15 protein-coding genes are annotated in these 13,578 nt (G+C 65.1%); 6 read left to right on the top strand and 9 right to left on the bottom strand.

From position 1 onward, the window contains the following. Nucleotides 1–399: 399 nt before the first annotated feature. Both H7F35_RS25920 and yghU read right to left on the bottom strand, forming a co-directional pair. A complete protein-coding gene (locus H7F35_RS25920) occupies nucleotides 400–990 on the bottom strand; it encodes an NADPH-dependent FMN reductase (protein ID WP_187109414.1) in 591 nt (196 codons plus the stop codon). Nucleotides 991–1,007: 17 nt separating this feature from the next. Then, nucleotides 1,008–1,886, bottom strand: a complete 879-nt coding sequence (yghU, locus tag H7F35_RS25915; RefSeq protein WP_187109413.1) for a glutathione-dependent disulfide-bond oxidoreductase — start codon at nucleotides 1,884–1,886, stop codon at nucleotides 1,008–1,010. Nucleotides 1,887–1,916: 30 nt separating this feature from the next. On the opposite strand from yghU, the gene H7F35_RS25910 reads away from it, so the two are divergent. Next, entirely contained in the window at nucleotides 1,917–2,558 is a 642-nt protein-coding gene (locus tag H7F35_RS25910; protein ID WP_187109412.1) for a glutathione S-transferase family protein, read from the top strand. A gap of 42 nt (nucleotides 2,559–2,600) precedes the next feature. On the opposite strand, the gene H7F35_RS25905 is transcribed toward H7F35_RS25910, so the two are convergent. The 3 genes from H7F35_RS25905 to phaC form a co-directional block, all read right to left on the bottom strand. After that, nucleotides 2,601–3,074 (bottom strand): hypothetical protein, encoded by a 474-nt coding sequence (locus tag H7F35_RS25905; protein WP_187109411.1) that lies wholly within the window; start codon nucleotides 3,072–3,074, stop codon nucleotides 2,601–2,603. A 62-nt stretch (nucleotides 3,075–3,136) separates the two neighbouring features. Further along, nucleotides 3,137–4,315, bottom strand: a complete 1,179-nt coding sequence (locus tag H7F35_RS25900) for an acetyl-CoA C-acetyltransferase (RefSeq protein WP_187109410.1) — start codon at nucleotides 4,313–4,315, stop codon at nucleotides 3,137–3,139. A 46-nt stretch (nucleotides 4,316–4,361) separates the two neighbouring features. Continuing rightward, entirely contained in the window at nucleotides 4,362–6,113 is a 1,752-nt protein-coding gene (phaC, locus tag H7F35_RS25895) for a class I poly(R)-hydroxyalkanoic acid synthase (RefSeq protein WP_187114414.1), read from the bottom strand. Between the two features lie 113 nt (nucleotides 6,114–6,226). On the opposite strand from phaC, the gene H7F35_RS25890 reads away from it, so the two are divergent. Then, the gene (locus tag H7F35_RS25890; RefSeq protein WP_187109409.1) at nucleotides 6,227–6,550 is read left to right on the top strand and encodes a hypothetical protein; all 324 of its coding nucleotides are present in this window, start codon (nucleotides 6,227–6,229) and stop codon (nucleotides 6,548–6,550) included. On the opposite strand, the gene pgeF is transcribed toward H7F35_RS25890, so the two are convergent. From pgeF to H7F35_RS25875, 3 genes are read right to left on the bottom strand one after another with little or no spacing between them, the layout of a single operon-like run. Continuing rightward, nucleotides 6,482–7,261: a peptidoglycan editing factor PgeF gene (gene pgeF, locus H7F35_RS25885; RefSeq protein WP_187114413.1), complete on the bottom strand. Its 780-nt coding sequence runs from the start codon at nucleotides 7,259–7,261 to the stop codon at nucleotides 6,482–6,484. The two genes, H7F35_RS25890 and pgeF, sit on opposite strands and share 69 nt — an antisense overlap. Nucleotides 7,262–7,276: 15 nt before the next feature. Continuing rightward, on the bottom strand, nucleotides 7,277–7,915 hold the full coding sequence (gene maiA / locus H7F35_RS25880; protein WP_187109408.1) for a maleylacetoacetate isomerase: 639 nt from the start codon (nucleotides 7,913–7,915) through the stop codon (nucleotides 7,277–7,279). A gap of 22 nt (nucleotides 7,916–7,937) precedes the next feature. Next, entirely contained in the window at nucleotides 7,938–8,852 is a 915-nt protein-coding gene (locus H7F35_RS25875) for a tetratricopeptide repeat protein (protein WP_187109407.1), read from the bottom strand. A gap of 148 nt (nucleotides 8,853–9,000) precedes the next feature. Between H7F35_RS25875 and H7F35_RS25870 the strand changes: the two genes are divergently transcribed. The 4 genes from H7F35_RS25870 (at nucleotide 9,001) to H7F35_RS25855 (ending at nucleotide 11,416) form a co-directional block, all read left to right on the top strand. Next, nucleotides 9,001–9,702, top strand: coding sequence for a fumarylacetoacetate hydrolase family protein (locus tag H7F35_RS25870; protein WP_187109406.1), 702 nt, complete (start codon nucleotides 9,001–9,003; stop codon nucleotides 9,700–9,702). Between the two features lie 23 nt (nucleotides 9,703–9,725). Further along, on the top strand, nucleotides 9,726–10,277 hold the full coding sequence (locus H7F35_RS25865; RefSeq protein WP_187109405.1) for an NUDIX hydrolase: 552 nt from the start codon (nucleotides 9,726–9,728) through the stop codon (nucleotides 10,275–10,277). Between the two features lie 8 nt (nucleotides 10,278–10,285). After that, the gene (locus tag H7F35_RS25860) at nucleotides 10,286–10,774 is read left to right on the top strand and encodes a CreA family protein (RefSeq protein ID WP_187109404.1); all 489 of its coding nucleotides are present in this window, start codon (nucleotides 10,286–10,288) and stop codon (nucleotides 10,772–10,774) included. Nucleotides 10,775–10,912: 138 nt separating this feature from the next. Continuing rightward, nucleotides 10,913–11,416, top strand: coding sequence for a murein hydrolase activator EnvC family protein (locus H7F35_RS25855; protein ID WP_187109403.1), 504 nt, complete (start codon nucleotides 10,913–10,915; stop codon nucleotides 11,414–11,416). A 67-nt stretch (nucleotides 11,417–11,483) separates the two neighbouring features. Here the strand turns inward: H7F35_RS25855 and H7F35_RS25850 are convergent, their stop codons facing one another. Continuing rightward, nucleotides 11,484–13,391, bottom strand: a complete 1,908-nt coding sequence (locus H7F35_RS25850) for a hypothetical protein (protein ID WP_187109402.1) — start codon at nucleotides 13,389–13,391, stop codon at nucleotides 11,484–11,486. Nucleotides 13,392–13,578: the final 187 nt, after the last annotated feature.

Below are 13,578 nucleotides of genomic sequence, written 5' to 3'. Positions count from 1 at the left end.
CTTGTAAAAGCAATTTAACTCGTTGTTTTACAAGGACATTCTTTAACTTGCTCAAAATTTGAGCAGTGAACAAGATTGGTGGCCTCCGGGGTGCCGATTAGCCCGAAATGGCTCGAAAGCCGGGTTCGGTTCGGTTTTTGTGAACACAAAAGTCTCAACCATCCATCGACTTGTCGGCGAAGCCCGGGAAAACCCGCGTCATCCCCATTTTCGGTGCACAACTTTGGGGATAACTCATGCGAAGCCTTGTAAAGAGTTTCTAAGTCTTTGTTTTATAAAGAAATTTGACAGAATGCTTAAATTTTGAGCGGTGAACAAGATGGCCGAGCACCGACAAATCAGGCCTGCATTGCGGGCTATCGGCCGCATCGTGATCGCACAGGGGCCGCCCATGCGCATTCAGTAAGGCGGCGCCTTGCGAGCCCGCTGCTCGCGCGCGGCCTCGGTCCACCAGGCGAGGTCATCCGCAAACCGGCCGAACGACCGCTCGAGCGCTTCGCCCGCGGGCCCGGTCGGCTTTGCGCTGGCATCCAGCGTCTGCGAAATCGGCCCGACCGCCAGCGTGCTCGACACGACGACCATGCCCATCTCCGACAGGATCGAATGCCACACGGTGCCCGAGCGGACGCCGGAAAAGCGTCCCGCCGAATAGCTCGCGATGGCAGCCGGCCGCCAGAACCACTCTTCGAGAAAGTGGTCGGTCAGGTTCTTCAGGCCCGGTTGCGGCCCCCAGTTGTATTCCCCGGTGACGAAGATGAAGGCATCGGCCGTGCGGATCTTTTCGGCCAGGGCTTCCATGGCTGCAGGTGCGGTGCCCTTGGGATATTCCTTGTACATGCGGTCGAGCATGGGCAGGTCGACCTGCTTCGCGTCGATCAACTGCGCATCGTCGCCACGCGCCCGGATGCCAGAGACGATGTAGTCCGCCAGCCGCACGCCCATGCGATCGGAACGGTACGAACCGTAGAAGACCAGGATCCTGTCGCTCATGGTTGTGGGCCTCGCGCTCAGGTGGGTGTTTCGAGCTTGTCTTGCGTCCGGGTCTCGAAATCGCCCGCGTCGTGGCGCTCGTGCAACTGGCTGCTTGGCTGGCCCCAGGCGCGGTTGACCATGCGGCCGCGCTGCACCGCCGGTCGTTGTGCGATCTCGTCGGTCCAGCGCAGCACGTTCTTGTATTCGCCCACCTGGAGGAATTCGCCCGACTCGTACAACTGCCCCTTGGCGAGCGTGCCGTACCAGGGCCAGACGGCGATGTCGGCGATGGTGTAGTCGTCGCCTGCCAGGTAGCGGCTCTCGGCCAGCCGACGGTCGAGCACGTCGAGCTGGCGCTTGACCTCCATGGCGAAGCGGTCGATCGCGTATTCGATCTTCGTCGGCGCGTAGGCATAGAAGTGCCCGAAGCCGCCGCCCAGGTACGGCGCGCTGCCCATCTGCCAGAACAGCCACGACAGGCATTCGGCGCGGACCGCCCGCTCGGTCGGCAGGAAGGCACTGCCGAACTTTTCGGCCAGGTACTGCAGGATCGCGCCGGACTCGAACACGCGAATGGGCGTGTCGCCACTGCGGTCCATCAGCGCAGGAATCTTGGAGTTCGGATTCACCGCGACGAAACCGCTGCCGAACTGGTCGCCTTCGCTGATGCGGATCAGCCAGGCGTCGTATTCGGCGCCAGCGTGGCCCAGCGCCAGCAGTTCCTCCAGCATCACCGTGACTTTCACACCATTGGGCGTCGCCAGCGAATAGAGTTGCAGCGGATGCCGCCCCACCGGCAGATCTTTCTCGTGGGTGGCGCCGGCGATCGGGCGATTGATGTTCGCGAAGCGGCCACCGCTTTCCTTGTTCCAGGACCAGACGGTGGGCGGCGTGTAGGCCGTGGTGCCATTCATGCGATGTGTTCCCCAGGAGTTGGACGGACGATGATCATTCTCTACGACTGCGCAACCGCACCCAGCCCGCGGCGCGCGCGCATCCTGCTGGCCGAAAAGGGCATTGCCCATGAGACCGTGCAGATCAACCTCGCTCATGGTGAGCAAATGGGCGATGCCTACCGCGCGATCAATCCGCAATGCACGGTGCCGGCACTGCGCACCGATGACGATGAAGACGGGTTGCTGCTGACCGACAACGCCGCCATCGCGGCCTGGCTGGAGGCCCGCTACCCGCAGCCACCGCTGATGGGCAGCACGCCGAAGGAAAAGGCCGAGATCGCCAGCTGGAACTGGCGCATCGAGTTCGAAGGCCTGCTAGCCATTGCCGAGACGTTGCGCAATGGCTCACCCGCCATGGCCGACCGGGCGCTGCCCGGCCCGGTGAACTACGCCCAGATACCCGAACTGGCGCAGCGCGGACTGGCGCGGGTGAATCACTTCTTCGAGACGCTGAACGAACGGCTGGCCGGCCGCGACTTCATCGCTGCCGACCGGTTAAGCATTGCCGACATCACCGCGGTGGTGGCGGTGGACTTTGCCCGCGTGGTGCGGGTCAAGCCCGGGGAGCAGCATCCCGAGCTGCTGCGCTGGCGCGCGGCCATGGCGCAGCGGCCGTCGATGTCGCGCTGAGCGGCAACAGAGCACTCGACCAGCCTGCGCCAAGAGGCGAACTCAAATAAGAGGCCCGAGTTCTACCTCGATAACGTGGAGCAGCCTGACTGGGCCAAGCTGCTGCCTTTCTTCAAGCAACATGTCATCCTGACAGTCAGCAAAGAGTGTGCGGCAATCGTCGGCCAAGTATGGAATACCTTGCTGCCAGACGATGCTCCAGTACGGGCTCTTGGTCGGTCCATGGTGACTCCCATCGCAAATGGTCGAGCAATCGAGATCAACACAAAGCTCCCTCGCCAATCGAAGTCCCAACTCGTACTGGTACCTATCACGCCCACCAATGGCCCATCCGTTGATGACGAACGGAAACTCGCTGGGGTTCGGCTCGATGGCGAGGGTGATATCGCCGCGAAACTCCGGATCCGCGAGATCGCCCCACCACACGCTGACGCCGGGTAGATGGCGCGCAAGCGCCCGCTCGACAGATTCGCGCGACGGTTCCCGGGAAAGGCCTATCCACATGGCCAAGGTCACAGCGACGGATCAATTGGAACGCGTTCGTCGACGAACGAACGCGCCCACGATCCCATGTCCGCTCAGCGCTCGATGGTCAGCGCCACGCCCATGCCGCCGCCGATGCACAGCGAGGCAATGCCCTTCTTGGCGTTCTGGCGTTGCATTTCATGCAGCAGCGTCACCAGGATGCGGCAGCCCGACGCGCCGATGGGGTGGCCGATGGCAATGGCGCCGCCGTTCACGTTAACCTTGTTCACGTCCCAGCCCATTTCGCGGTTCACGGCGCAGGCTTGCGCGGCAAAGGCTTCGTTGATTTCGAGCAGGTCGAGGTCGGCGGCCTTCCAGCCGGCGCGCTGCAGCGCCTTGGTCGACGCGGGCACCGGGCCCATGCCCATGATGGCGGGGTCGAGGCCGGCGGTGGCGTAGCTGGCGATGCGGCCCAGCGGCTTGAGGCCCAGCGCGGCGGCCTTCTTGGCCGTCATCACCATCACGGCGGCAGCGCCGTCGTTCAGGCCCGAGGCATTGCCCGCGGTCACGCCGCCGGCCTTGTCGAAGGCGGGGCGCAGGCCGGCCAGCACTTCGGCGCTGGTCTTGCGGTTGATGAACTCGTCCTGGTTGAAGATGAGCGGGTCACCCTTCTTCTGCGGAATGCTCACGCCGACGATTTCGTCCTTGAACTTGCCGGCGTCCTGCGCGGCGGCGGCCTTGGTCTGCGAGCCCAGCGCCAGTTCGTCTTGCGCGGCGCGGTCGATGCCGAACTTCTTGGCCACGTTCTCGGCGGTGATGCCCATGTGGTACTGGTTGTAGACGTCCCACAGGCCGTCCACGATCATGGTGTCGACCAGTTTCCAGTCGCCCATGCGCTGGCCGTTGCGCGAGTTGGGCAGCACGTGCGGCGCCATGCTCATGTTTTCCTGGCCGCCGGCAATGACGATCTCGCTGTCGCCCGTGGCCACGGCCTGCGCCGCCAGCATCACGGCCTTCAGGCCCGAGCCGCACACGGCGTTGATGGTGAGCGCCGGCGTTTCCTTGGTGCCACCGCCCTTGAGCCATGCCTGCCGCGCGGGGTTCTGGCCGGCACCGGCCGCCAGCACCTGGCCCATGATGGCCTCACCCACCTGGTCGGCCGTGAGGTTGGCACGCGCAATCACTTCCTTGATGACGATGGCGCCCAGCTCCGTGGCCGAGATGCCCGCGAGCGAGCCGCCGAATTTGCCGACCGCCGTGCGTGCGGCCGAAACGATGACGATGTCTTCCATGAGGTTCTCCGTTGAGGTGATTTGAAATCTGATGAAGGTGTGCGGGTCAGGCTCTTGCCTTGACGTAGCGGCCGGGCGCCGGCTCGGTGGCCTGGTAGGTCTTGCCCTTGCCGTAGGCCTTGGGCGCCGGCACCTGCTTGCCCGCGTGGCCCTTGAGCCATTGTGCCCAGTCGGTCCACCAGCTGCCGGGGTGCTCCTGCGCGCCCGTGAGCCATTCGGACTGTGTTTTCGGCAGCTTGCCGTCTTCCCGAATCCAGTGGCTGCGCTTGTTCTTCGATGGCGGATTGATCACGCCGGCAATGTGGCCCGATGCACCCATGACGAAGCGCTTCTTGCCCGGCAGCAACTGCGTTGATGCATAGGCGCCGCCGATGGGCACGATGTGGTCTTCGCGCGAACCGTAGATGTAGGCCGGAATGTCGATCTTGCCGAGGTCGATTTTTTCGCCGCACACCGTGAGCGCATTTGGCTTCGCGAGCTTGTTCTCGAGGTAGGTGTTGCGCAGGTACCAGGCATAGAAAGGGCCCGGCAGGTTGGTGGCGTCGCTGTTCCAGTACAGCAGGTCGAACGGTGGCGGGGTCTCGCCCTTGAGGTAGTTGCCGACCACGTAGTTCCACACGAGGTCGTTGGGCCGCAGGAAACTGAAGGTCGAAGACAGGTCCATGCCCGGCAGCAGGCCACCCTTGCCGAGCTGCATTTCGCGGTACGCCACCATCGATTCGTCCACGAAGATATCGAGGATGCCGGTGTCGCTGAAGTCGAGGAACGTGGTCAGCAGCGTGACCGACGCCGCCGGCTTCTCGCCGCGCGCCGCGAGCACGGCCAGCGCGGTGCTCAGGATGGTGCCGCCCACGCAGAAGCCCAGCGTGTTGATCTGCTTGCTGCCGCTGATTTCCTGCGCCACGTGGATCGCCTTGATGGCGGCGTTCTCGATGTAGTCGTCCCAGGTGGCCTTGTCCAGCGACTCGTCGGGGTTGCGCCAGCTCACCACGAACACGCGATGGCCTTGCGCATTCGCATAGCGGATCAGCGAGTTCTCGGGCTGCAGGTCGAGGATGTAGAACTTGTTGATGCAAGGCGGCACCAGCAGGAAGGGCCGCTCGTACACCTTGGCGGTGAGCGGCTTGTATTCGAGCAACTGGAACAGCTCGTTCTCGAACACCACGGCGCCTTCGGTGGTGGCCACGTTGCGCCCCACTTCGAAGGCGCTTTCGTCGGTCATGCTGAGGTGGCCCTGCTTGACGTCGTTCAGCAGGTTCTGGATGCCCTTGGCGATGCTCTCGCCCTGGCTGTCGATGGCTTTTTTCTGCGCTTCGGCGTTGAAGGCGAGCGAGTTGCTGGGCGACGAGGCCGCCATCCATTGCTCGACCGCGAAGCGCATGCGCGCCTTGGTTTTTTCATCGGCATCGATGGACTCGGCCATGCTGAGCATGGTGCGGCCGTTGAGCAGGTACACAGCGGCCGAGAAAGCCGCCAGCGGATTGCTACCCCAGGCTTCGCTGGCGAAGCGCTTGTCGCCCTCGGGCTTGGCGTGGAGGCCGTTGCGCCAGAGTTCGGAGGCTTCCGCGACGTACTGTTGCTGGATGGCCTGCAGCTTTTCGGGGGCAATGGAGAACTTGGGCATCTCGGGCATCTTGGCCGCCTGCGGCATCTGCCACAGCGGACTGCCGCCGACGTTGAAAGCCGTGCCTCCTTGCGTGGCGGACTGCTGGAAGGATTCCAGCGCCTGGGTCCATCCCTCTGAAAGTGCCTTCTGGAAGGGCGCGAATGCATCCGCCCCCGTCGCTTGTTGCTTCATCATGTCTCCTGGTCCTCGCCTGAGTCGAATCCGGATGGGTGCGTGTTTTGAGTATCCTGCATTCGCACGGCACCGACAACGCCGCTCTTTTCCCTTACCGACTGAAACCTGTTTTGTTCATCCATCTGATCGTCATCGGCTGGCTCTACGTTGTCGTGATGATGGCGGTGGCCGAAGCCACCAACACCACGGGCACCGTGCTGGGCGCCATCTTCACATTTCTTTTGTACGGATTGGCGCCGGTGGCACTGGTGGTTTACCTGATGGGAGCCCCGGCCCGCCGTCGCGCGATCAAGCAGCGCGAGGCCGAGGCGCAGGAAGCGGCACGCAGTGCAGCCGCTGCCAAGGCAGCGGCTGCACCCGTGGCGTCAGACCTTCCAGACCAGGGCGGCGAAACGTCCGCTGATGCCGTCGCGCCGGTGCGAAAAGAACCGTGACGGGTTGGCGACGGTGCACCAGCCGTCGCTGCCGTCGTTGCCGTAGACCGCGTCGACGCCAGCCGTGCGCAGCCGCTGGCGGGCCAGCGCGGGCAGGTCGGCCAGCCATTTGCCGGGCGCCGGCGCAGGCAAGAAACAGGCTGCGGCTTCGGGCGCGTGGGCCTCGAAAGCGGCCTTGACTTCGGGGCCGACCTCGAAGGCCTTCGGGCCGATGCACGGCCCCAGCCACGCTATGACTTTGCTAGCGCCATGCGTTGGACCCGCTGCCGATTCGGGCATGAAGCTTTGGGCAGTCTGTTCGAGCACGCCACCGGCAAGGCCGCGCCAGCCGGCGTGGGCAGCGGCCACCCGCTCGCCCGCCTCGTCGGTGAAAAGCACAGGCAGGCAATCAGCAACCATGATCGTGCAGGCCAGGCCGACGGCCGTGGCGGTGCAGGCATCGGCCGCTGTGCCGTCGCGCACGATGTCTTGATCGGCATCAAGCGCCACGACGCCGGTGCCGTGCACCTGCTGCAGGAAGACCGGCCGCGCGCCGATGGCCTGCCGCAGACGATCGCGGTTCGTGGCCACATCCGCCGCCAGGTCACCCACGTGATCGCCCAGGTTCAGGCTTTCGTAGCGCCCCAGCGAAACACCGCCATCCCGTGTGGTGCACACGGCCCGCACGTTCGGCGGCGTCGGCCAGTCCGGCACGAGCCAGTGCGCGTCCATGGTGGCGGCGCTCAATCAGGCTTCCGCGTCGGGCGCCTGCGAGGGCTGTGCGCGCTGGAAGGCATCGAGTTCCATGCAGGCTTCGAAGGCGGCCATGCTGCGCGGCAGGCCGCTGAAGTCGCAGTCGAAGCGGCGGCCGTTGAAGACCTGCGGCACCAGGCAGCAATCGGCCAGGGTCGGCGTGTTGCCGTAGCAGAAGGTGCTGCCGGGGTACTGCTCGAGCTGGCGCTCGAAGGCCAGCATGCCGTCGCGCACCCAGTGGCGATACCAGGCGTTCTTGGCTTCGTCGTCGAGCTTCAGGTCCTTCACGAGGTACTTGAGCACGCGCAGGTTGTTGAGCGGGTGGATCTCGCACGCAATGGATTGCGCCAGCGCGCGAACATGGGCACGGCCCACGGGGTCGCTCGGCAGCAGCGGCGGCTCGGGGTGCGTTTCGTCGAGGTACTCGATGATGGCCATCGACTGCGAGAAGCGCTCGCCCTCGTCTTCGAGCAGTGGCACCAGCTTGTCGGCCGAGAGATTGGCGTACGGGCCGGTGCGGTGGTCGCCGCGCGCGATGTGCACGGGAACGTAGTCGAAATCGAGGCCCTTCAACTGGAGGGCGATGCGCACGCGGAACGAGGAGGAGGAGCGGAAATAGTTATGCAGCTTCATGATTTCCCAAGCATAGCGCCCGTCATGAGCGCGCAACAGCCGGCAGCACGCAACGCAGGTCGTGCAGGCCAGCCTTCGGGGTGGTGGCGTCGCGCCATTCTTCGAGGATGCGCAGGGCCGCCGCTTCCTCCCGGGAGGCGATGCCGATGCGCCAGGGGCCTGTCTCGCCAGGGGCTTGCCCGGGTGGGTGGTCGTGTCCCTCGCCGTAGGGACGGCCTTCGGAGCAGGCCTTGCAAAGAATCTGCATGCTGGTGCTCCAGTTCTCGGCGCTGCCGCCGGTCGCCTTGAAGCGCTCGATCAGCGCGTCGATGTCCGCGCTTGTCGCATCCTCGATCGAGACCTCGTAGGTCGCGTAGTCGGAGGGGGCAATCAGCTCCAGCGCATCGAACACCGGTACCTCGCGCTCACCGCGCAGGCGGTAGCCGTTGGCCGCGCCGTCGTGCAGCACGAGGTCGCCGTAGCGGTGTCCGCAGGCGGGCGTCGGCACGTTGCGCAGGATGGCGCGCGCCGGATCGATGCGGTCCGACCAGACGACCTCGCTGGCTTCGTCGCCATGCACGCGGATCGGTGTGAGGCCGATGAAGAAGTCGACCGGCCCGTCGCCATCGGGCACGCCGACGCCGTACCGCTGCCACGCGCGCCGCGCCGTGGCCCAGTCGCCCAGCGCCGTGGCGGCAATGCCGAGGTTCCACAGCGCGCCTTCGTTGCCGGGGTCGCGGCGCACCGCTTCGGCGTTGGCGGCCAGTGAGGCGGCCCAGTCGCCGCGGTACTTGTGAATCAGGCCGGCATTGAACCAGGGCACGGCCCACTGCGGATGGGCCTGGCCTGCCTGCAGATAGGCGTGCAGCGCGCCGTCCTGATCACCCTCCTCGTCGCGCTGGCGACCGAGTTCGTTGAGGGCGGTGGCTTTGCCGGCTTTACCGAGTCGAAGGGGCATGGTGAAAGAGAGAAAGGAACGAAGAACGGCACGGGGCGTCTATTGTGGTCCGCCCGCCGATCCCGGTGCGCCACCGAGGCAACCGCGCCCTGCCTCTGGCACACTGCCGGTCTCCCCCACAGGTTTCGCTGACAAAGGACACGTCGCAATGGCTTCCGAGTTTGTTTTCGCCCCGCCCGCCACGGTTTCGATTCCGGTGGTCGGCCAGCCGGCCCGCTTTCCGGTGCACCGCATTTATTGCGTGGGCCGCAACTACGAAGATCACGCCAAGGAAATGGGCTTCACCGGCCGCGAGCCGCCCTTCTTCTTCATGAAGCCCGCCGACGCGGTGGTGGTGGTCGATGCGGGCCAGACCGGCACCATGGCCTATCCCACGCTCACCAAGAACCTGCACCACGAGATCGAACTCGTGGTCGCCATCGGTACTGGCGGCAAGAACATCTTGGCAGCGGACGCGCACAAGCACATCTACGGCTACGCCGTCGGCCTAGACATGACGCGCCGCGACCTGCAGGGCGAAATGAAGAAACAGGGCCGCCCCTGGGACATCGGCAAGAGCTTCGAGCAAAGCGCGCCCATCGGCCCGATCGTGCCCGTGGCACAGGCCGGCGATGCCGAAAAGGCAGAAATCTCCGTGCAGGTCAACGGCACCGACCGCCAGCGCAGCAACGTGAGCAAGCTGATCTGGAACGTGGCCGAAACCATCGAACACCTCTCGGCCGCCTGGGAGCTGCAACCCGGCGACCTGATCTTCACCGGCACGCCCGAAGGCGTGGCCGCCGTGGTGGCCGGCGACACCCTGGTGGGTGAAGTGGCGGGCCTGCCGAAGCTGACCGTCAAGGTCGTCTGAAGACCCACGACGAAGACGGCCACATGCTCCTGCGCGTACCCATCAAGCATTGCAAGAACTGCGGCACCGCGGTGGTCTACCGTATTCCGGACGACGGTGACACCAAGCCGCGTGCCGTCTGCCCGGCCTGCCACACGATCCACTACGAGAACCCGCTGAACGTGGTGGGCACCATCCCCGTGCTGGGCGACAAGGTGCTGCTGTGCAAGCGCAACATCGAGCCGCGCTGGGGCAAGTGGACGTTGCCGGCCGGCTTCATGGAGCTGGAGGAATCGACCGCCCAGGGCGCCGCCCGCGAGACGACCGAAGAAGCCGGCGCCAATTTCGAGATGGAAAGCCTGTTCGCGGTGATCAGCGTGGTGCGCGTGGGCCAGGTCCACCTGTTCTACCGTGCCCGCCTGCTCGACGACCGCTTCGATCCGGGCCACGAGACCATCGAGGCGAAGCTCTTCACCGAGGCAGAAATTCCCTGGGACGAGATCGCCTTTCGCACCGTGCGCGAAGCGCTGGAGCGTTTCTTCGAAGACCGGCGGCGCGGCAGTTTCGACCGCGTGCACGAACTCAGCATCGTTTGACGACATCCATGAACAAGACACTCCGCGCCACCCTCCTCTATGGCGCCAGCCTCGGCTTTGCGCTGGCGGCGTCGGCGGCCAAGGGGGAAACGGTGGGCGAAGTCGACACCGCCTTCAAGCTCATCGGCCCCGACCACAAGATCGTGATCGAAGCCTATGACGACCCCAAGGTCAGCGGCGTGACCTGCTACGTTTCGCGCGCCAAGACCGGCGGGCTGGCCGGCGCCTTCGGCGTGGCCGAGGACAAGGCCGAGGCCTCCATCGCCTGCCGCCAGGTCGGCCCGGTCAGCATCACGCAGCCGCTGCCCAAGCGCGAGGAGGTCTATAGCGAACGGCTGTCGGTGCTGTTCAAGCGCCTGCGCGTGGTTCGCATGGTTGATGCCAAGCGCAACACACTGGTCTACCTGACCTACTCCGACCTGCTGATCGACGGCTCGCCCAAGAACAGCGTGACGGCGGTGCCCATCGACCGTGGCACGCCGATCCCGCTCAAGTAACAGCAGCGCTCAATGGCCCTTCGCGCAAGGTTCTTCTGGAAGGGTCGGCGCACGAGTTTGCTAGCATCGTCCGGTTGGCACGCCCTGCGCGCCAAGCCGAAGGAACCCTCCCCAACGAATCCGTTCCAACACAGCGCCATGCACCTTCAGACTTTTGTTTTCCGTTCCGCCGCCGCAGCGCTGATGGCCGCGAGCCTCGCAGCCTGCACAACGGTCGATCTCACGCCCCAGCGCACCGGCCCTGGCGTAGCGCCACCCGCGCAGCGCCAGGCCCTGTTCATCCGGCCCGCGGGCGGCAGCGTCATCTCGCGCTTCGACGGCGTGAGCAACAAGGGCATCGACATCGCCGGCAACCTGGGCGATGCAGTCGTCGCCTCGGCCGATGGCCGCGTGGTGTACGTGGGTGGCGAGCTGCCGGCCTACGGCAACATGGTGATCGTCAAGCACAACGAGACCTACCTCACCGCCTACGCCCACCTGAGCGCCATCCTCGTGAAGGAAAACGCGGTGGTGCGCCAGGGCGAAAAGATCGCCGAGATGGGCAAGAGCAACGCCGACCGCGTGAAGCTGCGCTTCGAGATCCGCAAGAACGGCAACGCCGTCAATCCGGAGCCCTACCTCAACGGGCTGCTGCAGCAGTAGCCCTTTCTCTCCTCCCCTCGGCAAAAAGCCCCCTTCCGAGGGCTTTTTCAATGCGTCGGATGCGTCATCAGTTCTGATCGCGAACCACGATGTCGCGCCAGTTCACGTCACGCGTGCTGACATACATGTTCCGGTAGGCGAACGGACCCGACACGAGCGGCAGATTGAAGGTCTTCGACGCGGCACCCGCGGTCGATGGCGCCACGTCGGACTGGTCCTGCGATCCGGTGGAAGGGCCCGTCATCAGGTTCAGGAAGAACTCCGCAGAAAAGCCGGGGTTCAGGCCCGTTGCACTGACCGTGAAGTCACCCCCACCGTTGTAGGAAGCCAGGGCCGGCGAGGTCGTGAAGCTCGGGAAGGCAACGGCGGAAGTTTCCGCCAGCGTGAGCGGACGGCCGTGGAAGCGGTGCTTGTAGACGATGTCGAAGCCGCCGCGCTGCGCGATCGTCACGCCGTCGCTCTTGTACGCCGTGAATGTGTACTCGGGGCTCGCGGGAATCGCAGCGATATCGCTCTCGGCCATTGCCACGAACCCTGGGGGCAGGTTGCTGCAGTTCGACGCCAGGTAGAAGAAATTGTTGTTGCTGGAACCCTGCAGGAACCAGAGGCCTCCGCTCGATGGGCGCATATGGCGCAGGCCGGCCGAAGGAAGCCCCGGCCCGGTCACGACCACCGAAGCGACGTTGCCGCTGTTGCCCGTATCCAGGTCCTTGATGGAGAACTGGAGCGCGGAGCTCACGCAGCCCGTTGCGTTGTCCTTGATGGCCTGAACGTGCGGATTGAGGTCCAGCACGCGCCCGTCGCCGCGCAGCCGCCAGGTGCCGTCCGTGCCCTTCACGATCTGCATGCCCTGGTTGTTGCTGAAGGCCACGCCGTTCTTGTCCTTGTGCGTGAATTCGACAAAGGCGCGCGGGCTCTGGTTGTTGGCGTCGATGGTGTAGTTGATCTTCTGGATCACCACATCCGCGAAGCTGGCGCCGACGAGGTTCACGTCCGCCGCCGATTCATTGACGAAGTCGGCCGCGGTCATGTCGGAAGAACGGAAGTCGTAGGCGCCGGTGACAGGGTCCGTGCTCGTCAGCAGCGGCGTCAGTTCGGCCGGCGACGGCAACCCATTCGCGAACTTGCCCACGTAGTCCGACAGCACCTTGCGGATCAGCGTGATGTCGTCCGCCGCCGTGGCCATGCCATCGCCGCTCAGCGGTGTGGTCGCGGTTTCGGCGGCGGCCTTCACGGCCAGGTCGTCCACCAGTTGCTGCTGCGTCACGATGTTGGTGATGGTTGCCACGTTGGTCACCGGGTCCACGCTCACGCGCAGCACGTCCAGCGCCTTGTCCAGTGCGCTCGACAGCGGCGTGAAGGCGGTGCGCAGCAGGTCGATGCTCGCGTCCACGCCCATGGCCAGCAGCACCGGCAGCAGCTTGGCCTTCAGGCCTTCGGACTCAGCCTTCAGCTCGGCCGCCGTCAGCGAGCCGAAGTCGCCGCTGTCGAAGTACTTGTCGGCCAGCCGGCCCGCGATGTTGGCCACCACGAGGTCGGTCAGCGGCGTGATGTTGATGGTGCCGTTGGCATCGGCGGGGGTGGCCGCCGAGTGGATCACCGTGCGCTGGCCGCCCACCGTGCCTTCGGCGCGAAAGACGAAGGGCCCGGTCATGCCGGTCACGTCGACCTTGTAGCTGCCGTCGGTCGACAGCGGCACCGTCTTGGTGGCGCCCTTCGCGTCCTTCACGGTCACGCTGCCCGACAGCGGCAGGCCGGCGGCCGCCGTGCCCGAGAAGCCCTGGGCCACGGCCGGCGGATCGCTCGCCGGCGGGGTGTTGCCCCCGCCGACGGGAAAGCCGGCGAACTCGCCGCCGCCGCCGCCTCCGCCCCCACCGCAGGCGACGAGCGAGATCAGGAGCGCCACGGCGCATGCGCAGCGCGTCGTCTTGTAGAACTGGTTCGAAGCAGCCGGGGTCGCAGAATTTGTTTTCATGGAGGGTTCTGGATGAAGGAGGTCAAACAAAAGAATCAACTCGTCACACGAGCGTGGCGATTCTTCGATGACCCCCTCCTGCCCACCATCCCCTTTTTTATGGATGCCGCCGCACAGCTTGTTGTGAATGCATTGCCCCATCGGCCATTCATCAGGCATTCATGATCCCTTCAGCTTGCGCCCCGGA

The organism is Variovorax sp. PAMC26660 (genome assembly GCF_014302995.1).
Taxonomy (GTDB): domain Bacteria; phylum Pseudomonadota; class Gammaproteobacteria; order Burkholderiales; family Burkholderiaceae_C; genus Variovorax.
This window is presented reverse-complemented; position numbering and strand designations above follow the sequence as displayed.

Excerpts from the sequence above, each read along its gene's own strand:
- H7F35_RS25920 (WP_187109414.1), bottom strand. The coding sequence starts at position 990 with ATGAGCGACAGGATCCTGGTCTTCTACGGTTCGTACCGTTCCGATCGC.
- yghU (WP_187109413.1), bottom strand. The coding sequence starts at position 1,886 with ATGAATGGCACCACGGCCTACACGCCGCCCACCGTCTGGTCCTGGAAC.
- H7F35_RS25910 (WP_187109412.1), top strand. The coding sequence starts at position 1,917 with ATGATCATTCTCTACGACTGCGCAACCGCACCCAGCCCGCGGCGCGCG.
- H7F35_RS25900 (WP_187109410.1), bottom strand. The coding sequence starts at position 4,315 with ATGGAAGACATCGTCATCGTTTCGGCCGCACGCACGGCGGTCGGCAAA.
- phaC (WP_187114414.1), bottom strand. The coding sequence starts at position 6,113 with ATGAAGCAACAAGCGACGGGGGCGGATGCATTCGCGCCCTTCCAGAAG.
- pgeF (WP_187114413.1), bottom strand. The coding sequence starts at position 7,261 with ATGGACGCGCACTGGCTCGTGCCGGACTGGCCGACGCCGCCGAACGTG.
- maiA (WP_187109408.1), bottom strand. The coding sequence starts at position 7,915 with ATGAAGCTGCATAACTATTTCCGCTCCTCCTCCTCGTTCCGCGTGCGC.
- H7F35_RS25875 (WP_187109407.1), bottom strand. The coding sequence starts at position 8,852 with ATGCCCCTTCGACTCGGTAAAGCCGGCAAAGCCACCGCCCTCAACGAA.
- H7F35_RS25870 (WP_187109406.1), top strand. The coding sequence starts at position 9,001 with ATGGCTTCCGAGTTTGTTTTCGCCCCGCCCGCCACGGTTTCGATTCCG.
- H7F35_RS25865 (WP_187109405.1), top strand. The coding sequence starts at position 9,726 with ATGCTCCTGCGCGTACCCATCAAGCATTGCAAGAACTGCGGCACCGCG.
- H7F35_RS25860 (WP_187109404.1), top strand. The coding sequence starts at position 10,286 with ATGAACAAGACACTCCGCGCCACCCTCCTCTATGGCGCCAGCCTCGGC.
- H7F35_RS25855 (WP_187109403.1), top strand. The coding sequence starts at position 10,913 with ATGCACCTTCAGACTTTTGTTTTCCGTTCCGCCGCCGCAGCGCTGATG.
- H7F35_RS25850 (WP_187109402.1), bottom strand. The coding sequence starts at position 13,391 with ATGAAAACAAATTCTGCGACCCCGGCTGCTTCGAACCAGTTCTACAAG.